This is a genomic window from Ensifer sp. ENS09, assembly GCF_014852425.1.
GTDB lineage: Bacteria > Pseudomonadota > Alphaproteobacteria > Rhizobiales > Rhizobiaceae > Ensifer.
On record NZ_JACVBP010000003.1, the window covers coordinates 257,053 to 280,113 of the forward strand.

The window sequence follows — 23,061 nt, forward strand, 5'->3', positions numbered from 1 at the left end:
CCACCGACATGCTGTTACATTCCGTTACACTATAGCACTATTTGTGGCAGATGCGTCGATGCCGGTTCACGCTCGGATGTTGAAATCCTCTACTCAGCGCCAGATGGAGGATGCGCGAATGACCCTTCAATCAGTTGCTATCAATGGCGGTCTTGGAGCGTTGGAGTGCTCTCCTGCTGTCCCGGATCTATCGTCGGTCTTCAGCTTCCAGCCGATCGTCGAAGCTGCGCCGGGTCAGGCGGTGTTTTGGGAAGGGGACGATGCCGGTTATGTTTTTCAGGTCGAAGACGGCATGCTGCGCGCATTGCGGCTGCTAACCGATGGTCGCCGGGTCATTGTCGGCTTCCTGCATCCCGGTGATCTCCTCGGCGTTTCTCTCAGGGACCGCTATCTCTATACTGTCGAGGCGATAACCGAGGTGAGATTGCGGCGATATCCCCGCCGTCGCTTTGAAGACGAAGTGGCTCGTCAGCCGCACCTTCGAAACCAGCTGTTTTCCAAGCTATGCGATGAAATGACGGCGGCCCAGGACCAGGCGGTGCTGCTGTCGCGACGTAGCGCCGACGAGAAGGTTGCCAACTTCCTACTTCTTATGGCGAAAAACCGGGACGGCGCAGCCACGGATCTCGTCGATCTACCGATGACGCGGCTCGATATTGCGGACTACTTGAACATGACAATCGAAACGGTATCTCGAACCATAACGAAATTTGCAGGCATGGGCATCATCGCTGCGCCCGACCGTCGCTCGATCATCATCTTGAAAAGACATATGCTTCAATCCATCGCGGATGGCGACGGTTGCGATCTTCGCCCAGATGCGATGTCGAATAGAGCTAGGCGAACTGATTTCGCCTGAGAACGTGGCGGTTGATGATAGCGCAAACTGTGGTCGGGAAAATCGTTGGGCTTCTTGAGGACGCGAATCTGATCGTCCATGGGCCCGGGCGGGCACATCGGTCACTGGAGCAAGGGCTGCGAGCGACTTTACGGTTGGCGCGAGGCTGAAGCGCAAGGTGAGGTAGTTCACCACCTGCTTGAAACCTCATTCCCCGAGCCTATCGAGGACATCCACGCAAAAGTTCAAAGACACGGGTCATGGTCCGGCGAACTGGCACGAAAGCGCAAGGATGAGAGCAAGGTCTTCGTTGCCAGCCTCTGGATCGGCCTCCATAGGCGTGGCAAAGGATCTACCGCCGGAGCGGGTCGCGCAAGGACACGAGACTATTCTCGTTGTCGAGGACGACGCCCGTGTACGCCGTATTGTGGTCGCGCGGCTTTTGGATGCGGGTATGGCGTTGTGGAGGCCGAGTCCGGGGCTGAAGCGCTTCAGCGTCTCGCCGACCACCCGGAGATTTCTCTTGTGTTTACGGACATGGTGATGCCCGGCGGGATGACAGGCAACGAGCTCGCACACCGCGTTCGAAGATTCCGCCCTGAGATGAAGATACTCGTGACATCGGGTTACGCCGCTCCGAGCCTTGCCAAAGAGAGGCTACCGGAAGGCGCCTCTTGGCTGCTCAAACCCTACACGGCGAGAAAACTCTCAAAACGTCTGCGAGAACTGCTCGATTGATACCGTCACTTCAACGGACAACATTGCGGTAGGTCAAGCGGATCGGTGCGGGTACAACCCTGCAAGCCACAAAGCGGCGAAATTGTGCCGGTTAAGCTTTTCCTACGACAACATCTTCGATGTCCGCTCTCCCATTCGGGCCTTCCAGCTGAGCATCCCGAACACTCTTTGATTGCCGTCAATGCCGTTTGCCAAGAGGTGCGTAGATTGGCTGGTAGCTCAAACGTGAATTCGGGAGATTGGAGCTATGACATACAAAACCGTACTATTGGTGGTCGATGCCGATAATTATGATCTCGATCTGAGAACCGCGGCAGACCTTTGCATGGCCGGAAGCGCACATCTGTCTGTTCTTCTGGTCAGACTTGCTGCCCCCGTGCCGCTTGGCGACTACGCCGCGATGTCGGTTGCGTGGCTTGACGTGCGCGCACAGGATGCCGAGAAACTCGGCGATGCCGTTACGAATTCCCGCGCAACGCTGGAAGGCCTTGGTATCTCGTTTGAAGTCGAGGGCTGCTACCCGGAGGAAGCGTGGGTCGAGGATGACATCGGCGAGCGCGCACGTTACGCCGACATGACACTGATTGGATCAAGCCTCGAAGCGAGCTCCCGGCTTCGTTCGCACGCAATTGAAGGTGCGCTTTTTCGTTCGGCCCACCCAGTCCTTCTGTCGGGCAACCGCCAGTCGGTGACGTTAGCACCGAAGAAGATCCTGCTTGCATGGAACTCCACCATCGAAGCCGCCAGAGCCGCACGCGAAGCGCTTGAGATGATGAAGGCCGCTGACAGCGTCAACGTGGTACTGGTCGATCCCACGGCGGCGCCGGCAAGAAACGGAGAAGAACCGGGAGCCGATGTTGCGACTTACCTCGCCAGACACGGCATTAGGGTCACCGTTGACAGGCTCCCGAGCTCAGGCCGTCAGATCCATGAGGTGTTGATGCAGCATGCGCTCGACACCTCGGTCGACCTGATCGTTATGGGTGCCTATGGCCATTCGCGGGTTCGCGAACGCATGTTCGGTGGTGTGACGAAAGCCATGATCGAGGCACCCGCAGTGCCGGTGTTGATGGTCCATTGAACCATCGAACACAAGAAACAACAGGTGCGCCGCCTGGGAGCGGCACACCTTTCAGTTTTCAAGCTTCAAGTCTCACTCTCACAGCACGCCCGCCCGGTCATTTCAAGGACATCAATACTGAAGAACAGGTGCGGATAATGACCGGATATTTCCTGCCGAGCGGGCTTCAGGCCGCCCGGTTCCCACCAATTTGCTCTCTTTTCGAGAAGCGACCAGGCGTGCAGGTACTCGCGGTGCCACTGACCTGTCGGGGCAAGTTCCTGATAGCGCCCGTATATCACGACGCTTTTCCACTCGTTTCCTGAAACTGCGTCTATCTGCAGGCAAACATTGGGATTTTTACGCATCCAATCGACCTTCCGACCAGGCATGGAAAATGCATAAAGGCAATTTCCGGCGTAAGCATAGGTGATCGGTACGACATAGGGCTTGTTGTTCTCGCAACAGGCGAGGCGCCCCACTCGGCTCTCCTGAACAAGGCTGCTGCAATCGTGACGGGACATTTCCTTGATGATCATGATCCACCTCCTTGGGCGAATGTCTCAAGATTAGATCCATAAACTTCATCCCGCTTTGACGCCCCTCAAAGACCCGTATCCGGCGGAGGCGCATACTTCGTTGCAGACTGGATGAAGAAACCTTCGGAGGCCGTCATGAACGATAACAGTTTACGACAGGATATTCTCGACGAACTCGATTATGAGCCCAGCCTCGACGCCGCAAACATCGGCGTCACCGTTGAGAATGGAATAGTGACCCTGACTGGTCACGTCCACAGCTTCGCCGAAAAACACGCCGCCGAACAGGTTGCTCGACGGATAAGGGGTGTTCGGGCGATCGCGGAGGAAATCGCGGTGCGGTTGCCCGAGCACAAGAAAACTGCCGATGACGAGATCGCAAGCCGTGTTCTGAAGATCCTCGACTGGGGTGCGGCTATTTCCGATCTGAGCGATATTCAGGTGAAGGTTGAAAACGGGTTCGTCACACTCGCCGGCGCTGTCGACTTCTATTTTCAACGTTCGGCGGCCGAACATTCCGTTCGCCAGCTCTCTGGTGTAACGGGGATCGATAACCAGTTGAGGATCCGGCCAAGGATGGATGTCGTCGATATTCGTCACGGCATCAAGCAGGCCTTGCGACGGAATGCCGAAATCGAGGCAGAGGACATCGAGGTTGAAGTCTCGGGCAACCACGTGACCCTGCGCGGGAAAGTCCAAAGCGCCCGAGAGCGTATCACCGCCGAGCAGGCTGCCTGGTCCGCAAAAGGGGTGAGTGGGGTAACCGACTATCTGACGGTGTCCGACAAGTAGGCACTTTTGGTCAGCGTTCCTCCGAGGGCTCATGATAGCCGACACTATCCCACTCAGCCTCGCCCGGCGTCAAAAGGAAGGCAATGGCTCTACGGGGCTCACGAGCGGGGAGGCCCGCAGCCCGTTGGCCAAGTGTGGTTCAAACGCCCTGCCCGAACCACGGGCAGGGTCGGTGGCCGAAGACCAGCCGCAAACAGGAACGGACTGTTTTCAACCTCCGACACGTACGCAACGATACCGCCAAGAAGTCCGGAAATCCCGAAGGTTCGAATGCCGGCTGTCCGGCTGACTTCCGGCCTCTCCCTCTCGCACCACCCCCGCCTCCAACCCGCCGAGAAGGCCAATTGCAAGTGCGAGCCCCAAACGAAGGAAAAGCGGTTCGATTTGCACTCTCCAGGCGGCATACGTGCTGAGATCAAACCATCGCATTTGTGGTCAGCTAACTTCGATCATGTCTTTGACGATGATCAATGCTTGCGGTTTGGAAATGTATGAGGCTGTCCTGAGAGGAGTTTTCCATGGATAACCATATCCTGGTTGCAAGCGATGGATCCGATAAAGCGCGCGACGCCGTGGCGATGGCCGCAAAGTTTGCCAAGGCGATCGACGCTCCCCTGACCGTTCTCCACGTTGCCCCACCAAATTTTGCAAGCGCAACACAGAGCCTTCCCGGATTCGGACACGTTCTCCCGGTCGGCAACATGATCCCTGGCATGTCGAGGCCGGCAGGGGAACTTTCACGTACGCCCGGCGATGGAATCGATGAGAGTGCCATGATGCTCGGCAAGACAATTGCGGACGAAGCTCGAAATGTGGCACGTGGGCTTGGCGTCGAGAACGTCACCGTGCGACTGGAAGTGGGCGACTGCGCCGAGACGATTCTTGAGACTGCAGCGGAGATCAGCGCAAGCTTGATTGTCGTTGGCAGCCGGGGCCTTGGGCGACTGAAGGGCATACTTCTCGGGAGTGTATCGAAGAAGGTGGCTCAGGATGCGCAATGTTCGGTCCTTATCGTGCGTTGAGGTTTGCGAAGAAGAACGGTTGGCTTGCCGCGCTAAGGTGTCTGCGAGACTGACCACGTTGACGATCTAGGGAACCCGGCTCTTGAGCGCTCATCACACAAATGTCCTGCGGTGGCGAGAAGGCGCCGCTGCCCGCGAGCGTAGGCCCGCCCTCCTCTCGCCGCCCGAACTGCCAGAAATTTCTGGCTCCGGCATCACGGGCCGGATCAACGGGCGGCAGATAGCCGTCGACGGGCGGGAGTTCGTCCGCCTTCTGATTGACGACAACCATCTCTCGCGCGGGATCTGGATGAGGACAGAGGGAACAATTGCAGTCGCTGTCGCCGAGGATCGCATCGTTGCAGGGGCATTCCTTTTGCCCGACGAAGTCAGGCGGGTAGGCCACGACCAGACGGATGAAGTATCTGTCCGAGGCGGAAACCCGCGATCGCATGGCCAATTTGGATGTGCTGTTGCGCGAGGGATTTCTTCTCCACGGCCGCCAATACGACCACGATTCGTGTCCCTCGCTTCGCCAGCAAAGGGGTGGGTCGGATACCCTCGCCGGAATGAGCCGTGCCCACAGGGAAATTCAGCGCTAGTCCCATCTTCTCACCTCCCTTCGTCAGGCAAACGATTTTGCCGATCCCAAACCGCAGCAGGTCTAAGAGATCCAATGGCTGCTCCATGGGATCGAGGCGGTTGTGAGACTGCACTTTGCCGAGAGGAAGACCGCCTACGGAGGTTGCTCGCGCCTGCGCGATATCAGCCGACAAGAGGCGGCAAGGCAACAGCAGGGTGCAAGTTCGACGTGATCGGGGTCTGACATGGCAACAGCAACAGAAAATCCATCCATGACGCGTTCGCGGTGGAGTTTTTCGAAGACCATGGCGCGCCGTATACGGCCGCTGGCCCCCGCGGTGCCCGTGCAACTGAACGAGACCTTTGGGAAATTCATCTGGAGTGTTACCGGCCTACACCAATTTTATGTCGGCGCGGTCGCCATCGGCGTGACGCTCTTCAACTTCATACCGATCGAGTTGCAGCGCCGGATTGTAGACGATGCCGTCGCCACAAAGGATTTCAGGCACCTTGCTGAACTAGGTCTGGTCTACCTCGCGGTTTTGGGCGCTTATTCCTGCCTGAAGTATGTACTATTTATCTACCAGAGTTGGATTGCCGAAAGCGCGATCAAAACCGCGCGCGACCAACTGGCACCAATTGCTTGCAAACGAGCGAGACAGCCGACTGAAGCAAGCGGGCAGACTGCGAATGTCCTGGGCAATGAAGTTGACACTGTCGGCGGGTTTGTCGGAACCAGTATCTCCGAGTTCGTTGTAAACATTAGCATGATGCTCTCGGTCCTGGCCTATATGGCATATATGGAGCCGGTGATTGCTCTGTTCAGCGTCGCAGCCGTGATTCCTCAGTTTCTGCTCGCCAAATACCTGCAGCAGAGCCTTAACAAGCGGGTCGAGCGACAAATCGGCTTGGTACGAAGGCTTGGTGATCAGGCTGTGGACCGCTCGTCGAGGAGGGCAGCAGTGCTCCATGCTACGCATAGGACCATTCGGACGATCTTTCAAAACCGGATGCAACTCTACCTCTTGAAATTCGGACTGAAGACCGTTCTCAACATCGCAAATTCGCTCGGCTCCCTGATGGTGCTTCTCGCCGGCGGTTATTTGGTGATCACGGGACAGACGACGATCGGCACAGTGATGGCTTTCGTTTCCGGGTTCCAACGCCTGTCCGATCCGACAGGGGATTTGCTCGAGTTCTATCGAACCTATTCGCAAGCCAAGGTTCAGTATCGAATGATCGTGGAATGGGTAGCTGAACCGAGCGCCTCTCAGGCGTGATCGAGCGCTGGAAGCCTGTTTCGGTGGCCGCCCGCAGCTCACGCCCTTCGATCGAAAACACTCCGTAAAGGTCACAGGGTTGGCCGCCCACCACTTCCGAATCATCACGGCCTGATAAGTGCACTCCTGATCTCGCCCATCCGCCGATCGAGGGTATTATGTCCAGCTTGCATGATATCAATGTCGAACAGGTGACCGACGACCGCCAATTCTTTCATCAGATCACCAATAATGAGGTCGATCCGCCTCGTGGCCCCTGGTCCCACCGACGACACGTCAACATCATGATCAGCTTCCTGATCAAGTGCCCGGTTGAGTTCCAGTGCGGCCGCCAGGAACCTCTTTTGACATTCGCCAAGGTTGGTCACCGATGCGGCACCACTGCATGCCACCGTCAGCCGAACAGCCTTGTTCTGAAACTCGCTCATTCTTTCCTCTCCGATTTATCCGCCAAACGTGAATTGAACCTCGTTCAAAAGGGGGCGCTTTCCTGCCGCGTGCCATGCCTTCGACCCAACATTCCGACAATCAAATCGCCATAGTGGCGACCCGGGGAATGAACCAGAGCATCGCGCTGGTGCCGATGCCGTAGGCTATTGCCTGGCGCGCCAAGCTCGTATTGAGAACGAGCAACGTGCGGGCAACCCAGGCAATCGCCAGCGCCGTGACGACGAAGATGATCTGTCCGGCCTCGACGCCCAGGTTGAAAGTCAAAAGGCTGATCGGCACATCCGATTGCGGCAAGCCGATCTCCTTCAGCGCGCCGGAGAAGCCGAAGCCGTGCAGCAGGCCGAAGGCGAAGGCAACCACCCAGGGATAGGCTTCGGAGAGACGCACCTCGTTCGGTCTTGCCTTCAGCAGTTCGCTTGCGACGAAGGCGATGCTGAGGGCGACGGTCGCTTCGACCGGCTTCTGGGGAAGGCTGAAATAACCGAGCGATGCGCCGGCGAGTGTGATGCTGTGGGCAACAGTGAAGGCCGTGATCGTCTTGAACAGCATAAAGCGATCATGGATCAGCAGCATCAGCGCAAGGACGAAGATCAGATGATCGAAGCCGAGCATGATGTGTTCAACGCCGAGCAGGAAATAGGTCCGGGCGACTTCGAGGCTGGTCTGCGCGCCGGCCACCGTGAAAGAGGGCGCATCTGGCATCAGGCGCCCGACCTCGGAGCCACCGTTCTGATAGCCAATGCGCACCAGCGCCTCGGTCAACGTCGTCTTGAGCCCGTCGATGGCGATCTGACTGTTGCGCAATCCTCCCGCGCAGTCGACGGTCCAGCGCTCCAGATAGGCGCTGCCTTCGAATGACCGGACCGGCTTGGCCCTTTCGATGCATTGCCTCGGCAGACGCGCGTCAAGCGCCAGCCGCATCCGGCCCTGCGCCGGCACCTTCCAGAGGACCGTAAAGGCATCGGGCGCGGTTTCGCGGATGTCGAGAAAAGCAGGGCGCACCTCATGAGCCAGGGCTGGGGCGCCAAAGAGCAACAGGAGAGGAAAAGCGAGAAGGGCGCCAGACTGTCTCAACGGCTCTCTCCCGCAGCCGTGGGGGCTTCGATGCTGATCTCATAGTGCGCCAGCAACGCGCCGAAGCGTTGCCGCTCGAGTTCGGTGCGTCTCGCGTTTTCCCATTTCCGTGTGACTTCGTCGCGGATGCCCGCGAGTTGCTGCACCTGACCCGGCGTGCGCTCCGTGACCCTGACCAGATGGAGACCGAAGCTGCTGGCGATCGGCCCCGTCCACTTGTCGATGGGTGCCGTTTCGAGTCCATCGGCAACAGCGCCACCAAACATCTGGTCGATCGCCGCCCTGTTTGTGAGTTCGACAGTGGCAGGCAGCAGCGAGGTATCGCCAAGGAGGGCCGGATCGGCCGTGTCGTTGGTGCGGAGTTCCGCAAGGAGGGCCTCGGCGTCTTTGGCGATCGTATCGCCATGGCGGGACGGATTGAGGAAGACCTGTTCAAATGCCAGCGTCGCAGAGGTGGTAAAGGCTGCGGGATTGGCCGCGAGATAGGCTTCCAACTCCGGATCTGTGGCTGTCAGCGGGGCGGAGTCGGCGGCGCTGAGGAATTCCATCTTCTGGCGCAGACGGCGGCGCACGACCGTGTCGCCTCGGTCGAGACCTAGCTGTAGCGCCTGGCGCACCAGGATCTCCTCCTTCACATAATCGTCGATCATGCCTTTCAGCTCGTCTTTATTGGGCGGACGCTGCCAGGTCTTGGCAAAGACCGTCGCCATCTGCTCGATCTTCGCGACACTTACGACTATTTTGTCCGGCGCATCCGCACCGCGGCGCAAAAGGTCGTGGGCCGCGAAAATCAAAAGCGCCACCACCAGGAAATGGAACAGGGGCTCTCGCCGGATGCGCTTCAGCATGCCGTTCTCCGTTCGCGTGACGTATGGCGATGGGGGCACGAACCTCGTGCACCCGCCCACGGGTCGTGGTCCGTTTTCCGGCTCACGGCGTGTACCAGATCGGCGAGGTGTAGGCGCGCTCTGTCACAGTCATGCGCGTGCCTTCGAGCGCCTTCGTTCCGAAACGCTTGCCATCATAGGCCGTCCAACGGGGGGTCGGGATCTCAAGGACGCGGCCATAGTAGAACGCCTTCTGGTTCGGGTCGAACTTGGGATCCTTCCAGACCGCGATCAGTTCGGGCGCGCCGATCGTATTGGTCCATGTGGCGTTTGCGACGTCGACCGTATCACCGACCGATGGGACCTTGCCGTCCGCGCCCGGCTTGCGGCCCGCACTCCAGGCGACGTCATAGACCTGTTCATGTGTCTCGCCATTGCCGTCGAGCCAGCCTTTGACGATCTGGTAGCGGTCGAGATTGGCGCCGATCGGGTCCCGAAGCGCGGCGACGAGGAATGTGGGTGCCTTGCCCTCGGGCGCCTTCGTCAGGTCGCCACCCATCGGCACGCCCTTGGCATAGCCGATAGCCCCGGGATTGCGGCCTTCGGCATCGGCCGGTTCGAAGTCCCAGCCGGCGAAGAAGCGCACGAGCATGCGCGGCCCAGTCGTCGCATAAGTCTCCTTGCGTTGCATGGCGTCCCAAATGGAATCGCGGGTATTCTCTTGTGCCCATACGGCCGCGTAACCGGATGCCCCGACTTCCCAGTCCATCACCGTGATCTTGGTCTTGGCGTCCTTTACGAAGGTCGCTGTCAGCCGTTCAGGGCTAGGTTCCTGCGGGGTCGTCTTGCCGAAGAAGTTGTCTTCTTCCATAGCCGCCAGACCTGTATGGGAGTCCGAGCTGCCCACCAGCCCGAACTTGTATGGGTTGGTGCCAAGCTGAGCTTCCAGCTTCAGGCCATTCTTGAGGGCGGAGCGCGCATATTCGAATTCGAGCATCTCGGGTGTCTTGCGCTCGCTGGCATCGAGATTGCCGAAGTCCCAGATCTCGAAGCTGGCGAACTCATCATTGGGCGAAAGCGCCGGGTGCGCCTCGCCGGTGCCTTTGGTTTGGGTCGTCTCATAGAGGCGCTCCCAGCGGGAGCGTTGCTCGACGTAGTCCTTGTCCACAGGTTTGCCAGTGAAGGACTCGATCATTGGGAACATGCGCCCGTTGGACAAGTTACCGTTGTGTGCGATCGCCAGCACATTGCCGCCGGTCTTGTCCTCGTAGGCCTGCATCCACTTCCACAGGTCGCGCGGGTTGTCGCTACCGAGCGGTTTTAGCGTCGTATAGGGTACGACCTGGCTCGCCTTGTCGGCATTGTCGCGGAAGATGACGTTGCGGTGCAGGTTGTTGCCGGCCGTGTTCGAGGTCCATTCGTAGCCGATGAAAGCGGTAAAGTGGCCGGGCTCGTTGTATTCTTCGGCCGCCTTGATCGTATCCTGCCAGGCATTCTTGTAAGGGCGCGTGTCGGGTCCATAGATCATCGACGGCGGCAAGGTCCCCTTGCCGAAGCTGAAGATGATCTCCAGCGCGGCTTTTGCGCCCTGGCCGGACGTGATCATATCGTACCAGCTCTTGGCCTGCGGGTCGGCGATGACGTCCGGCTTGCCGGCAAAGAGGTCTGGGAACATGCCCATATTGTCAGAATGATCGGCGACCACAAGGAAGTCCAGTGGACGTGACAGCTTCGCCGGCTGACCACTCGACGCCATGATCTCCTCGCCACGGGCAAAACGATAGGCATCGCGAGGGGTCAACCGCGCGCCAAAGGCTCCGGCGTCGAATGAGGCTCCGGTGTGAAGATGCGTGTCGCCGAACAGGGGGCGGGTCGGAAAACTGCGACCCGCATACGGCGAATAGAGGGGTTTTCTGGCGAAAGCCTTTTCGGCTTTGGCCACATCCAACGTACCGGTGTCTCCATGTTCCTGCGCTATCGCCGGGAGTGCTGGACCAAGGCTCAGCACACTTGCGAGGATGAATTTCGCAGAGGTGTTTTTCATTGTTACCCTCCATGCCGGCACGATCGTATCGCGAAAGCCCGGCTCTCCACCTTCAACGATCTCACACAGGGGCAATCACGACTTTGACGCCGATCAAAATCACGCTGGCCGGATCGCTGGCGACGCCTTGTTGCGCGCTAATGCCACCTTAGTACTCGAGGGAGCGTCCATAACTTGCAAGGCCGCGGTCCACTGCCCGGCTAAAGGAAATGTCGGTTCCAATTCCCGCGCCATGTGCGCCGTTCGTTTGAACTTTGACTGGCGTCAAAGCAGGTTTCCGGCGGCGCGCGCACAATCGTAGATGTTTTCGACCCCAGCTTGCGAAGGAGAAATTGATGAAGGCGCTCGTCTATGAAGGACCGGGACGCAAGTCGCTCATGGAGCGGCCGATACCGACGATCGTTGCTGCCACCGACGCCATTGTGAAAATCACGAGGACGACGATATGCGGGACGGATCTGCATATTCTCAAAGGACACGTGCCGAGTTGCGCAGCCGGCCGTATTCTCGGTCATGAGGGTGTGGGTATCGTGGAAGAAACAGGGGTCGCGGTGAGCCAGTTCAAGAAGGGCGACCACGTCCTGATCTCCTGCATATCGTCTTGCGGCAAATGCGACTACTGCCGCCGCGGAATGTACTCCCACTGTACCTCTGGCGGATGGATTCTCGGGAACACCATCGACGGTACCCAAGCCGAATACGTCCGCATTCCGCATGCCGACACCAGCCTTTACCCGATTCCAACAGGTGCTGACGAAGAGGCGCTCGTTATGCTCAGCGATGTTCTTCCAACCGGCTTCGAATGCGGCGTGCTCAACGGCAAGGTGGAGCCGGGTGCGACGGTTGCCATAGTCGGCTGCGGGCCGATCGGATTGGCGGCGTTGATAACGGCGCAACTCTACTCACCAGCCGAACTCATTATGATCGACGTTGACGAGAACCGCCTCACAGTTGCACGCCGTTTCGGTGCGACACAGACAATACAGGCGAGTGGTGACGTTGCCTCGCGAGAAGTGATGAGGCTGACACAGGGAAAGGGTGTCGATACTGCGATCGAGGCGGTTGGGATCCCCGCCACATTCCAACTCTGCCAGGACATCGTCGCACCCGGGGGCGTAATCGCGAATATAGGCGTCCACGGCGCCAAGGCCGATTTGCATCTGGAGACGCTCTGGTCAAGAAACGTCAAGATCACGACGCGACTAGTCGATGCGGCAACAACTTCATTGCTTTTAAGAACCGTACAATCTGGAAAAATCGATCCCAAGGACCTCATTACACATCGCTTCAATCTCAGACAGATTAGCGAGGCATATGAGACCTTCGGGAATGCCGCGCGCACGAAAGCGCTTAAGGTGATAATCGAGACGGATTTTGCTCAAAGTCTGCAGGCAGTCGTTACGACAGAACAGCAGACCAAGAACTCGACTGCAACAGACGTTTGGAGCTGCAATCTTATCACGCGGAGCGGTCTTGTCCTCCATGTCCGTCCTGTTCGTCCTGAAGACGACGTACGTTTGGCCGAGTTTTTCACCCATCTAACGCCGCAAGATTTGCGCTTCCGCTTTCTCGGTGGGGTCAGGGAGGTCAGCCGCGAGCGTCTCCTTTCGATGACAAATGTCGATCACCGCCTGACCGAAAATTTCCTCGCATTCGGTGATGATAGTGAGAAGATCATCGCCACCGCCATGGTAGCCCGCGACGCTTCGACGGAAAGGGCAGAAGTTGCGATCTCCGTTCGTGCTGAACACAAACATATGGGCGTCGCTTGGGAGTTGCTGCGCCATGTCGCTCGATTTGCGGAAGCGTCGGGCGCCAAGTCCCTAGAATCGCTCGAAAGTCGAGCAAACCATGAGGCGATCGAACTCGAACAGGAACAAGGTTTCGTGGCAATTCCCTATGAGGATGATCCGATCGTCGTCCTCATTCGCAAGGATTTGCGACAAGGCTAGTGCGCAGCAGCCTGTTAGTCGGCGGCGCCTTCGAAATTGTGGGTCTCAGCGGGTAGGCAAAATGGCTTGCGGCCGGAGCGCAGTCGCTATGCGAACCTACATCGCTATGCAAACTTCAACCCGAATTGCGGAGAGAGGGCGGGCCATCAGAGCCCGCCCCCCATCGCGAGTGCAGTTCACAGCGGACTGCCACATCCTGGCCGCGCTCTGGTGCATGGAGTAAAGTTCGAGACGATAGCGGACACGTTAGCGTGTCCAAACGCCAGGTTGTGCGGATTTTCGCCCACGGCTGCTACTTTGGCATGACAATGCATGCCCGGCGGCATTCGAATGGACATCGTCTGACTTTATTGATCGCGCATGAAGCCCTGTATTTCCTCGGATGTTACCTTTCCGTCTTTGTTCACATCGACAGCGTCGAAGATCCGCTTATGGATCGCGGTGATTTCGTCGAAGGACAGCGCGCCGTCGCCATTGACGTCGGCAACGGCAAACATGATTTTCATCATAGGACCGTGCATCATGCCCGGCCGCATGTAGCCCCTGAAGCGGTTCCACCCTCCGCCCATCATCGCCCCGGGCATCATTTCGTAGGCGGGTTGTTCATCTCGGTTCTCGGCCGGAGGCTGTTGAGCGAGGGACAGGGTCGGACTGGTTGATAAGAGCACCGCCGTAATTGCTGCATATGCGCATTTCGCCGTGTCCATGGGATCCTCCATCAATTGTTGGATGTTTGCGGCGCAAGACGCGGATTTGCTTCGCGTGTTGGGCTCACCGCAATCGTATCAATAAATCTCAAGTTACCTCCAGAATGAGACGGCGTCCTTGCGCTGCGTCAATACTCAGTCAGGATGTGCAATGGCTCTTCCGACAGCGGTCGATAAGCATGATGTCAAGTGCAAGTAGCTGTCTCGGATACAACAACTTTCGGTGTTCGCCGGGATCAACCAACCGCGGCATTCCCGAGGCACGGTTGCTTGTCATCGCCGTAGCGCACGCCACTCTGGGGCAGACTTTGAATGGACAGAGCCTGTCGTCGGGGATCATCGCAGGACCGCCGGGCGGCAAGTTTGTTGGAAATCAATGCGTTTTGCGACGAATTGCTGCAACCTTTCTGACGGAGGTACGAAGATCCAGGCCGTGAGCGGGAAGACGAACCGGTTCAGCCTTCGTGCCGCCGGCTCAAGCGCCGTCTGATCCATCGGTGAAAGCTGCGGATCTATCGGGTCCGCTTCCGGGAGAATGGCGATGCCCTTGACTGTGGAATGGCCAAAAATGATGTGCCTGCACGAACACATAGCCATTTTTGCAGCATCAAGCAGACAGGATACTCGCTTGGTTGAGACATTGCGACGGCGCTATTTGCACTGTTCCAAGTTTTTCACCGCACTGTTGGTAATTCTTGCTTGCTTTCCAGCTCATTCTTTTGCGCAAGCGACATATGACGTAGCGTTGCCGGAGGTCGAATTTGGTGCGCGAAAAGTATTCTTGATGCTTTTTCTTATGCTTGGCCCGATCAAGATCCTGGTACCGTTTGTGACGATAACCAAGACATGGGAGCCCGCATTTCGACGCAGAGCCATCCAAAGAGCAATATTCTTCTCCGCCGGCGCACTGGCGGTTGCCGGCCTTCTTGGGCGCACCATGCTTGAGAACTTTGAGATTTCGTTGCCGGTTCTAGCCATGACCGGTGGTGTCATTCTTTTCCTGGTGGCGCTGCGAACCATTCTACAGCAATCAGCAAGTCCAACGGATCACGCTCTTGCACCAGACCGCGCGCCGGACATGAAACTGGCCTTCTCGCCTCTAGCTTTTCCAACGATCGTCACACCTTACGGGATCGCCGCGGTCATCGTCTTTTCAACGCTTGCAGGCAATCGCCAAGCTGAAGGCCTGACCGTGGCTGCTATCGTATTGATGATCCTTGCGCTCGATTGGCTTGCGATGCTCTTCGCCGATGCCATACTAAAATGGGTCGGGACCTCGCTTCAGGTTTTGGCAGTGGTGCTCGGTGTCACCCAAGCAGCGCTCGGACTTCAAATCATCCTCCATAGCTTCAACATGATTGAATGGTGAACATTTCTCGCTGATCTGCCTGATGCTTCACTGCAGTTACTCGTTCACCGATCCTCCCAAACCCTGCGTATCGGCGATGCGCGCCAAAGCGGCGTCCTCAGGCAGGAGGTAGGCCTTGTCGATCATTCGATCGAGCAGATCGCGCTCAGTCCGCAAGGCCTGTTTCCGGCTCTCGGGCAGTACGTTTTCAAGGTTGTCGATCATGGCATGAAGCCTCCTCGCGATCTGAAGGTTGTCTGCTTCATAGATCCTGATCTCGCGACACGTGAGCTGGACGAAGTCTTCCCAGTCCGGTGTCGGAAATATCACCCGCAGGCGTCCGGCTCCGTCACGCAGATACTCATTGCGCAGATCGCGTCCACCAACCGTGGTCAGTAGGCGATGCAGTTGGTCGATTGCCAGCACCGCTGTCGTAGCGTCGTTGATCGCTTTGGAGAGCGCCTTCGTGGCAATATCGACAATGACCCTGAAAGCGAAAGTCGGGTCCTGCTCGATGGTTCGCTCACGCCCAAACGCAACGCTGCTGCTAAGTTCGCTGGGGGAGATTGTCCTGGCGCCGCCATATAGCCGGAGCAACGGCTGGCCACAGGCTACGAAGTCGCCGACGCGTGCGGCAAGCTCGACGACACCGTCTGCCCGCGAGGCCTGGCTCAGCAGGGATTTTACGTCCACAGCAAGAATGATGTCTGATGAGCCGGCGTGTAAGACGACCTCATCCGCCTTTCCGGGAACATCTCGCACCTGCAGGGCCCCACACTCTCCCTCCAGCGTTCAGGATAAACGCTTTCGATGACGGTGAAGCCTTGCTCGGCGACACTGTGAATGATGCTGATTGGACGCAGCAATCGAGCTGAATGATCAATCAAGTAGAGAAATGCCGCCAGCGAGAGGACGCCGAGGGCGGCCGAGATCCACACTATGGCGGCTGGGGCCGATGAGTTCACGCGACTTATCGCGCCGATGACGAACAGCAGCGTGAAAATAAACAAGCCGACGGTAAACCGGATAACATTGTCTCGCAGCAGCGTCGTCGCGATGATCCGCGGCGTTAGCTGCCCACTGGCGATTTGTATCGCCACAAGCAGTGAGCCGAATGTGAAAACGAGAAACGAAAGCGCCAGGCTTATGATCGCCTGCATTGCAGCAACCGTGCCATCGATTCCCAAGGGTCAAGCCGGGATCCAGCGTATCCATTCCTCGGAGCTAAGAACAGCACGAAAAAATGCCTGCTGCGCAATGAGCGCAAAAAATGGGATAATCCACAAGGAGGCGCGCACGTAGCTCTTGAGTGAATACAGCTTGTTCCAGCTCATCTTTTGTCATGCCCTCCCTTGGGCCGACGAGCGTGCGGCGGCTACGCAAGGTCTTGAGCGATTTCCTCAGGACATGGGTTGGCCCGCCGCTTCGGCAACCTTTGCCGCTTTTGCCGATTGCTGAATCTGATGAGCGGCAGCAGCCGCAGATTCACCACTTCCTTCCACATGGACTGTCGGCACAGCGATCTTGATGCCATTTTCATCGAACACCTTCTTGATCATCATGAAGGCGCGCCGCTTGATGGCAAACTGCGCGTTGGGTTTGGTCATGAGCTTGAGCCTGAGCACGATCGCGAAGTCGCCGAAGCTATCGACGCCCTGCATTTTCAAGGGCTGCAATGTGTCTGCCGCGAACTCAGGGTCCGCGGCCAATTCCTGACCGACCTTCTTTATGAGCTTGCGAGCCAGCTCTATGTCGGAATCGTAAGTGACGTTGATTGTCATTTTGTCGATCACCCAGTCTCTGCTCATGTTCTCAATGGCGCCAAGTTCTCCGAACGGGACGGTGAAGATAGGTCCGCGGTGATGCCTCAAACGTACGGACCGCAGACTGAACGACTCGACAGTTCCCTTGTAGCTGCCGCTTTGGATGTACTCGCCAACGCGAAATGCGTCGTCCAGCATGTAGAAGACGCCACTCAGGACGTCCTTTACCAGGGTCTGCGAGCCGAATCCGATGGCAACACCAAATATGCCGGCACCGGCAAGCAAGGGTGCAATCTGGACGCCCAATCCAGACAAGATCGTCAAAATGGAGATCACACCGATCAGGACCGCCAACGTGTTGCGAAAGATAGGAAGCAAGGTCCGCAATCTGTCGGTTCGGGCCGGATTGTTTCCTGCATCGTTTGATTGTTCCGCAAGCTCCATACGATAGGCGATAAGCGCCTTGGACGACTGCCAAATCAACTCTGCCACAAGCAGGATGACGATCGCGTTCGACGCGCCATTGACCACAACCTGGCCGACTTCGCTACCGGCCAGAGCCGCTGCACTGAATCGCCACGTATAGGCAAGCCACGCGACAGCTGCGGCGATCACCAGCGCACGAGCGCCTCTAACGATCACCACGTTCAACAGGATCCCGAGAGCTCCACGCAATTGCGCTCGGCTTGCCAGGGTTTGGGCCAAGCGGCCGACGCTGCGGATAACACCAGGTAGGACCAGGGAATAGATACCGACAAACAGCAGGCCGAGAAGTCCGCCGACCCAAGCAAGCCAGAGAAGTACCATGTACACAGACAGCAGCGATCGTACGATGACGGAGGTGGTCCCCCTTGGCCGCCGCCAAACCGTCTCAGTCCCGATTCCAAGGATGCCTAACCCGAGCACGAATGCGGCGAGCTTTGTAATCTCCGCGGAAAAGCCCAATGAGGACATCACGTTCACAGCGACCCATCCGGCCAATGTAAGACCGGCGACGAGATCGATACGGCAAAGCCAGAACTGAGCGACTGTATCGACTTGAGAGATGGATGAAAGATTTTCGGGATCTTCGCTAACGCCGTCAAAAGCCAGCAGCAATCGGCCGATGCCGTGGATCAATCGAAACAGTATCAACGCGACAAGCAGCAGCAGGATCGTCTTGCCAAGTAGGGGGGGCCAATCGAACAACAGGTAAAGACCAGTGGTCGCCAGGGAGAAGGTGACCAGAGCGACGGCGTGCAACATGGTCGCCCGTACCGGGTCCACGCTCGACCAGTCTGTGTTGCGCCTAGCGAGCACACGCAAGATTAGCCGCTCGGCGCCAAAGCCTACCGCAAGCAAGGCCCCAAAGATGATTAGGACGAGTCCGGGCTTGCCTGCGTTTACGTCACGCACAAATACTGCAGAAGAATTCGCGATCTCGTCTGGCACTCGATCGATTGCACCGACGACAGCGGCAACTCTGCCCCTAACGGCTGCTCCCCAATCGGAGATCGCGTCCGCAATCGAAGTTTCCGCGGCTGGAGCCTGCACAGCGACCTTACCCTCCAGCCACGACTTGACCTCCGGGTTGTTTGCAAGATCGAGAAACTGTCGGACTTTCTCAGGCGGCAGGTCCGTTACCCCCGCTGATGGACTGGTTGCTGCAAACGAGATGTCGGGTGCAACTGAAAGGGCAACCAATGCAATAGGGGTAATCCAGAGACGCCAGGGACACGAAAAACTGGACACAATCGCCTTCATATTCAACGTACCTGAATTGTTGTCGCGCCCCATCGGCAGGACTTGGATCGTTCGTGAACTGAAACCGTTGGACGGGGCGTCGGCAGTCGAGGTGGGCGGCGTTTACTTCGACCGTGTTCGGTCGTAGCGATCAGCGTCACGGCCAAAACACGGGGACCGACGGCCGCACCGCAAGTGTTCTCTAAATATTTCGAAAACCGAGATCGGACATTGACGCGGATCAATTCAAGCGCGCAGCGGCGCTGGCATAGTAGAGATAACTAAAACTCTGGTGGCATTAGCGCTGTTTTGACGGTCGAGGCTCGCGATGAAGGACGGCGGCAGACAAACGGTCAGCGATACCATTGCAACACCCAAGAGCACGTCGCCGTTCCGACGCGTTCTAGATCCTGTCGACCGCGCAGCTGAGATTCTTTTCGGCCTGATCATGGTGATGACATTCACAGGCTCGCTTGGTGTCGCTCAAGCTGGCAGCGCGGATGTCAAGGCGATGATCGTAGGGGCGCTCAGCTGTAACCTGGCATGGGGGATTATTGACGCGGTGATGTTTTTGATGAGTTCGACCGCTGAGCGCCGACTTTCGAAAAAAACCGTTGAGGCAGTTCAAACGGCAGCCAGCCCATCGATCGCGCGATCGGTCATAGAAGGCGCCCTACCGCCTCTGGTCCTGCCAGCGCTCTGTGCTAGCGACTTCGAGCGGATCCGGCTGCATCTGAATAGTCTGTCTGCCGACAAAACGCGCGTTGGAATTCAGGCGCAAGACTTCGTCGTCGCCCTTGCTGTCTTCGTGCTCGTTTTTTCGCTCACCTTTCCAGTCGTCGCCCCCTTCTTTTTCATAGGCGATGTCACAAGCGCTCTGCGCGTTTCCAATGGGATCGCGATCGGACTGCTATTCATCACCGGCTATACCCTGGGGCGTCATGCGGGAGCGCCGCTGCGCATTGGGCTTTTGATGGTTGCGGTGGGTCTGGGGATGGTGGCGATAGCCTTGGTGCTGGGCGGATGAGGCTCCGCTGCGCCAGGCTTTAGGAATCAGCGCCGCAATCCGCCGCCGGCCACCAAGTATTCGATGTTCCTGCATACGGCTTTCAAGGGAGGAATGGGTCCCCATGTCAAAGAACGGTAAAGGAAAGAACAAGGACAAAACGGCGAAACATGGCAGGGATGTGCGCAAAGCGCTTGAGAACGCAAATTCCGGCGAGCGGATGAGCTCCGCAGCGGTTGCTGACTATGGAAAGGAATTGCGTCGGCTACAGGTGGAGATCGCACATCTGCAGGCTTGGGTGAAGAAGTCAAAGGCACGCATTGTTATCATCTTCGAGGGGCGCGATGCCGCGGGAAAAGGAGGGGTGATCAAACGCATAACCGAGCGCGTCAGTCCGCGCGTGTTCCGCGTGGTTGCCTTGCCGGCGCCGACCGATCGGGAGAAAAGCCAGATCTATATCCAGCGCTATATACCGCATCTGCCCGCGGCTGGCGAAATCGTCATATTCGATCGTTCCTGGTACAACCGGCCAGGGGTTGAACGTGTCATGGGCTTCTGCAGCGAAGAGATGGCACGGCGCTTTCTCGAGCTCGCGCCACGTTTCGAAGCTGCCATCGTCGAGAGCGGTATCATACTGCTCAAGTACTTCCTCGATGTCAGCGAGGACGAACAGGAGCGCCGCTTCCGTCAGCGCATCGGCGATCCGCTTCGCCAATGGAAGCTCAGTCCAATGGACGTCGAATCCTATCAGCGCTGGTGGGACTACAGTATTGCTTACGATGAGATGATCCGGATGACCGACACGGAATACGCCCCCTGGTGGATTGTTCGATCCGACGACAAGAAGCGGGCGCGCATCAACTGTATTTCTCACATCCTTTCCGTCATCCCCTACGAGAAGGTGAAGTTCGATGAACCAGACTTGGGAAAACGTCAGAAGCGACCCAATGACTATGCTGAAAGCCCGCATGTGCGCCATTATGTGCCTAGCGTCTTGTAAGCAAGCGCGCCAATCGTTTGCCGGAGATTAAGAAATGACAGCGGAGATTGAGAGAAAATTTCTTGTCGCCAACGATGGCTGGCGGCAACATGCCTCCGAGGGTTCTTTTCTGCAACAAATCTATCTGGTGGCAACGCGACGTCAAACTGTGCGTATTCGCACGATCGAGGGCCGACACGCTAAGCTCACAGTCAAGATCCGAACCAGCCGCAATCGGCGTGAAGAATACGAATATGATATACCCTATTGCGACGCGCAGGAGATGTTCGGGCTTACCCGCGACTTTCTTCGAAAGACGCGTTACGAGGTAAATGGCTACATCCGGGAAGTCGACGTCTATTCAGGTCAAAGTCGTGGGCTTGTTGTTGCAGAAGTCGAACTCGACGACGTCAAGGATACTCCCTCTTTGCCAGAATGGCTTGGTCCTGAAATCACCGGGAATGAGCTCTATTCAAGCCGGAGACTCATAAAGGGGCGGCCGCACGCATCAGGCCTGACCCCGCCCTGCGCGATGAAGTCAGGACTTTACAGACATAAAGTGGATCCAATGTTGGGTCGCCAAATTGCTGTAGGGATAAGCGCTGAGACGTGCCTGAAAGTCACATAAGAAGGGAACTCGCGCGTTATTTGTCAACACGCCCGTTCAGGTTTCGGGGCTTCCATAGCGAAAATCGCAGGAGACGCCTCCCCATTGCTGTCAGCGCCGAATTAGATCGTCTGGTCAGGGAACGGCAACTCGATGCCGCGGGCGTCGAAAATCCGTTCCCCGCTCCGTTGAGCGCTTTTCCAATCTCCCGGCGGTTGCCTCGCCAAGGCTGTGTATCCGTACCAAGCGATGTCGCCGAGTTTGAAATCGGATCCGCTCGCATCTCCTGGAATGCATCGAATAGCGCTGCACGGGGCCTCGACGCCCTCGCGGTACACAATGCGGATGCCGCCGATACGGGACGAGAAGTCGCCCCCTTGGCCACCATGTCGATCGCGGGGAATGAAAAACAGGAACATGAGGTAGGCAAGAACGGAATATTGCCACTGCGCCGCGATAAAATGGATCTGGCGGTGCTGCGCGCCAAGGTCTCGCGTTGTAAAGAAACTCGCTTCTGGCAAGCGGTCTGTGCTGCAGACGAATGGACGGCTTCGCGCAATTTTGCATTAGTATTGGCAGAGCCCCGAGCGCGTTTGCCGAAGTACTCATTGACACCTGGCTTCGCTCGTCGGAAAAGTCGCTTTAGAGCTGGAGAGGGAAAAATCATGGCAGAAGAAATCAACCCGGTTGGAACGGTCGCGACCGTGGAAGCGACTACGCCGGCGGACGTGCCCGTGCCCAAGAAGCGCGGACCGCGGGCAAAAAAAGTAGCTATGGATGCAACGACAGCAGAGGCAAGTGTTGCACCGGCCGCCAAGAGGGGCCGCAAGCGCAAGGAAGCCCCGGTTGAGGCGAAGGCGGCAAACCAGGCGGCGCCTACCGTCAAAACAAGGGCAAAGGCTGCCACCAAAGGCATTGGAAAGGAGACCGCGTCGAAGCCGTCGGCAGGATCGACGGGTACGGTCCTCGACGAGATTGCGGACCTTCTTCAGCTGGAGGAAGAAAATGCGCGGCTGCGCAAGGCACTCGCAGATAAACTGCGTGCCGAAAACGCCGATCTGAAGAAGCGGCTCGGGCTTAACTGATCACGCGGTGAAACGCCGATCGTTCATGCGGTCGGCCTTTGTCATCGCGTCGTTTAGATACGAGCTTGGAATAGGTCCGGGTGACGAGGCATCATGAAATCACCATGGAAGTTCTTGGTTGATCTGGCATCGAGAGGCAGAGCCGTCGAACAGCCGGAGCGCATGCCGGAAGCTGCGCCCGAAAGGCCGACTGAGCCCCCTATGCCGATGGAAGACCCAATCGCCGCTTCAACGTCCGATGGGACGGCAGCGATTGTCGAGACGGCGCTGGTTGCGGTCGAAACCGATCCCGTTGCCGGAGAAACGGTCAGCCTCGCTGTTGAAATCCGTGACGATCAAGCAATCGCGTCTGTTGCGTCTGAGCCGGCTCGCGCCACTGAAGCAGTGGTCCCACCTCGCCGAAAACTCTCCAGACGGCACAAACCGAGCAAATCGAAGGCTCAAAACGTTGCGTCCGCTGACGGTGTCGCGTATGAGGTCGGGAACTCCAAGCCCCGCGTGCCGATCGCTTTTGCCGATGAGGTTACAGCGCTGGACGAGGACATCAGACAACTAAGGCGGCAACTGGGACAAAAACTGGCTTTGCAGAACGCTCAGCTCAAGAAAATGCTTGAGCGGTTTTGACGGGTTCCGCCCAGGCCTGCCGCGCTCCCGACCTTGGATTCCG

22 protein-coding genes and 2 pseudogenes are annotated in these 23,061 nt (G+C 57.7%); 14 read left to right on the forward strand and 10 right to left on the reverse strand.

The features are described from left to right. Nucleotides 1–118 precede the first annotated feature (118 nt). The 3 genes and pseudogenes from IB267_RS16225 (at nucleotide 119) to IB267_RS16235 (ending at nucleotide 2,657) form a co-directional block, all read left to right on the forward strand. The gene (locus tag IB267_RS16225; protein WP_192448533.1) at nucleotides 119–859 is read left to right on the forward strand and encodes a helix-turn-helix domain-containing protein; all 741 of its coding nucleotides are present in this window, start codon (nucleotides 119–121) and stop codon (nucleotides 857–859) included. Nucleotides 860–1,202: 343 nt separating this feature from the next. Continuing rightward, nucleotides 1,203–1,576 (forward strand): annotated as a pseudogene (locus IB267_RS16230) (response regulator); the annotation flags it as partial. A 247-nt stretch (nucleotides 1,577–1,823) separates the two neighbouring features. Then, on the forward strand, nucleotides 1,824–2,657 hold the full coding sequence (locus IB267_RS16235; RefSeq protein WP_192448534.1) for a universal stress protein: 834 nt from the start codon (nucleotides 1,824–1,826) through the stop codon (nucleotides 2,655–2,657). Between the two features lie 65 nt (nucleotides 2,658–2,722). Here IB267_RS16235 and IB267_RS16240 read toward each other — a convergent pair whose 3' ends face one another. Then, on the reverse strand, nucleotides 2,723–3,175 hold the full coding sequence (locus IB267_RS16240; RefSeq protein WP_192448535.1) for a pyridoxamine 5'-phosphate oxidase family protein: 453 nt from the start codon (nucleotides 3,173–3,175) through the stop codon (nucleotides 2,723–2,725). A 135-nt stretch (nucleotides 3,176–3,310) separates the two neighbouring features. On the opposite strand from IB267_RS16240, the gene IB267_RS16245 reads away from it, so the two are divergent. Together IB267_RS16245 and IB267_RS16250 are read left to right on the forward strand one after the other, a co-directional pair. Next, nucleotides 3,311–3,967: a BON domain-containing protein gene (locus IB267_RS16245; protein WP_192448536.1), complete on the forward strand. Its 657-nt coding sequence runs from the start codon at nucleotides 3,311–3,313 to the stop codon at nucleotides 3,965–3,967. A 518-nt stretch (nucleotides 3,968–4,485) separates the two neighbouring features. Beyond that, complete coding sequence (locus tag IB267_RS16250; protein ID WP_192448537.1) at nucleotides 4,486–4,989, forward strand: universal stress protein; 504 nt, start codon at nucleotides 4,486–4,488, stop codon at nucleotides 4,987–4,989. 368 nt (nucleotides 4,990–5,357) lie between these two features. Here IB267_RS16250 and IB267_RS16255 read toward each other — a convergent pair whose 3' ends face one another. Beyond that, nucleotides 5,358–5,645 carry a hypothetical protein gene (locus tag IB267_RS16255; protein WP_192448538.1) on the reverse strand — a complete coding sequence of 96 codons (288 nt, stop codon included), beginning with the start codon at nucleotides 5,643–5,645 and terminating at the stop codon, nucleotides 5,358–5,360. Nucleotides 5,646–5,795: 150 nt separating this feature from the next. Here IB267_RS16255 and IB267_RS16260 point away from each other — a divergent pair, with 150 nt between their 5' ends. Continuing rightward, nucleotides 5,796–6,830, forward strand: coding sequence for an ABC transporter ATP-binding protein (locus IB267_RS16260; RefSeq protein WP_192448539.1), 1,035 nt, complete (start codon nucleotides 5,796–5,798; stop codon nucleotides 6,828–6,830). A gap of 104 nt (nucleotides 6,831–6,934) precedes the next feature. Here the strand turns inward: IB267_RS16260 and IB267_RS16265 are convergent, their stop codons facing one another. From IB267_RS16265 to IB267_RS16280, 4 genes are all read right to left on the reverse strand, one after another. After that, nucleotides 6,935–7,258 carry a hypothetical protein gene (locus IB267_RS16265; protein ID WP_192448540.1) on the reverse strand — a complete coding sequence of 108 codons (324 nt, stop codon included), beginning with the start codon at nucleotides 7,256–7,258 and terminating at the stop codon, nucleotides 6,935–6,937. A gap of 100 nt (nucleotides 7,259–7,358) precedes the next feature. Continuing rightward, on the reverse strand, nucleotides 7,359–8,354 hold the full coding sequence (locus IB267_RS16270; RefSeq protein ID WP_192448541.1) for a HupE/UreJ family protein: 996 nt from the start codon (nucleotides 8,352–8,354) through the stop codon (nucleotides 7,359–7,361). Then, nucleotides 8,351–9,202 carry a peptidyl-prolyl cis-trans isomerase gene (locus IB267_RS16275; protein WP_192448542.1) on the reverse strand — a complete coding sequence of 284 codons (852 nt, stop codon included), beginning with the start codon at nucleotides 9,200–9,202 and terminating at the stop codon, nucleotides 8,351–8,353. Before IB267_RS16275 ends, IB267_RS16270 begins: the two co-directional genes overlap by 4 nt. Before the next feature lie 82 nt (nucleotides 9,203–9,284). Then, entirely contained in the window at nucleotides 9,285–11,225 is a 1,941-nt protein-coding gene (locus IB267_RS16280; protein WP_192448543.1) for a DUF3604 domain-containing protein, read from the reverse strand. Between the two features lie 335 nt (nucleotides 11,226–11,560). On the opposite strand from IB267_RS16280, the pseudogene IB267_RS33125 reads away from it, so the two are divergent. After that, nucleotides 11,561–12,592 (forward strand): annotated as a pseudogene (locus tag IB267_RS33125) (zinc-dependent alcohol dehydrogenase family protein); the annotation flags it as partial. A gap of 243 nt (nucleotides 12,593–12,835) precedes the next feature. Next, on the forward strand, nucleotides 12,836–13,177 hold the full coding sequence (locus IB267_RS33315; RefSeq protein ID WP_246810737.1) for a GNAT family N-acetyltransferase: 342 nt from the start codon (nucleotides 12,836–12,838) through the stop codon (nucleotides 13,175–13,177). Nucleotides 13,178–13,524: 347 nt separating this feature from the next. Here IB267_RS33315 and IB267_RS16290 read toward each other — a convergent pair whose 3' ends face one another. After that, entirely contained in the window at nucleotides 13,525–13,884 is a 360-nt protein-coding gene (locus tag IB267_RS16290) for a hypothetical protein (RefSeq protein WP_192448545.1), read from the reverse strand. Nucleotides 13,885–14,425: 541 nt separating this feature from the next. Between IB267_RS16290 and IB267_RS16295 the strand changes: the two genes are divergently transcribed. Next, entirely contained in the window at nucleotides 14,426–15,253 is an 828-nt protein-coding gene (locus IB267_RS16295) for a MarC family protein (RefSeq protein ID WP_246810675.1), read from the forward strand. 36 nt (nucleotides 15,254–15,289) lie between these two features. Here IB267_RS16295 and IB267_RS33715 read toward each other — a convergent pair whose 3' ends face one another. From IB267_RS33715 to IB267_RS16305, 3 genes are all read right to left on the reverse strand, one after another. Further along, complete coding sequence (locus tag IB267_RS33715; RefSeq protein ID WP_371742548.1) at nucleotides 15,290–15,994, reverse strand: DUF2254 family protein; 705 nt, start codon at nucleotides 15,992–15,994, stop codon at nucleotides 15,290–15,292. Next, nucleotides 15,916–16,392, reverse strand: a complete 477-nt coding sequence (locus IB267_RS33720; RefSeq protein ID WP_256436947.1) for a DUF2254 family protein — start codon at nucleotides 16,390–16,392, stop codon at nucleotides 15,916–15,918. The genes IB267_RS33715 and IB267_RS33720 overlap by 79 nt, the downstream gene beginning before the upstream one ends. A gap of 240 nt (nucleotides 16,393–16,632) precedes the next feature. Next, nucleotides 16,633–18,738, reverse strand: a complete 2,106-nt coding sequence (locus tag IB267_RS16305) for a mechanosensitive ion channel family protein (RefSeq protein WP_192448546.1) — start codon at nucleotides 18,736–18,738, stop codon at nucleotides 16,633–16,635. 307 nt (nucleotides 18,739–19,045) lie between these two features. Between IB267_RS16305 and IB267_RS16310 the strand changes: the two genes are divergently transcribed. The 5 genes from IB267_RS16310 (at nucleotide 19,046) to IB267_RS16330 (ending at nucleotide 23,018) form a co-directional block, all read left to right on the forward strand. Beyond that, nucleotides 19,046–19,744 carry a VIT family protein gene (locus tag IB267_RS16310; RefSeq protein WP_246810676.1) on the forward strand — a complete coding sequence of 233 codons (699 nt, stop codon included), beginning with the start codon at nucleotides 19,046–19,048 and terminating at the stop codon, nucleotides 19,742–19,744. 199 nt (nucleotides 19,745–19,943) lie between these two features. Next, complete coding sequence (ppk2, locus tag IB267_RS16315) at nucleotides 19,944–20,723, forward strand: polyphosphate kinase 2 (RefSeq protein ID WP_246810738.1); 780 nt, start codon at nucleotides 19,944–19,946, stop codon at nucleotides 20,721–20,723. Between the two features lie 34 nt (nucleotides 20,724–20,757). Beyond that, the gene (locus IB267_RS16320) at nucleotides 20,758–21,330 is read left to right on the forward strand and encodes a CYTH domain-containing protein (RefSeq protein ID WP_192448548.1); all 573 of its coding nucleotides are present in this window, start codon (nucleotides 20,758–20,760) and stop codon (nucleotides 21,328–21,330) included. 356 nt (nucleotides 21,331–21,686) lie between these two features. Beyond that, nucleotides 21,687–22,394, forward strand: a complete 708-nt coding sequence (locus tag IB267_RS33320; RefSeq protein WP_371742549.1) for a hypothetical protein — start codon at nucleotides 21,687–21,689, stop codon at nucleotides 22,392–22,394. A gap of 93 nt (nucleotides 22,395–22,487) precedes the next feature. Further along, the gene (locus IB267_RS16330; protein WP_192448549.1) at nucleotides 22,488–23,018 is read left to right on the forward strand and encodes a hypothetical protein; all 531 of its coding nucleotides are present in this window, start codon (nucleotides 22,488–22,490) and stop codon (nucleotides 23,016–23,018) included. The last annotated feature ends 43 nt before the right edge of the window (nucleotides 23,019–23,061 follow it).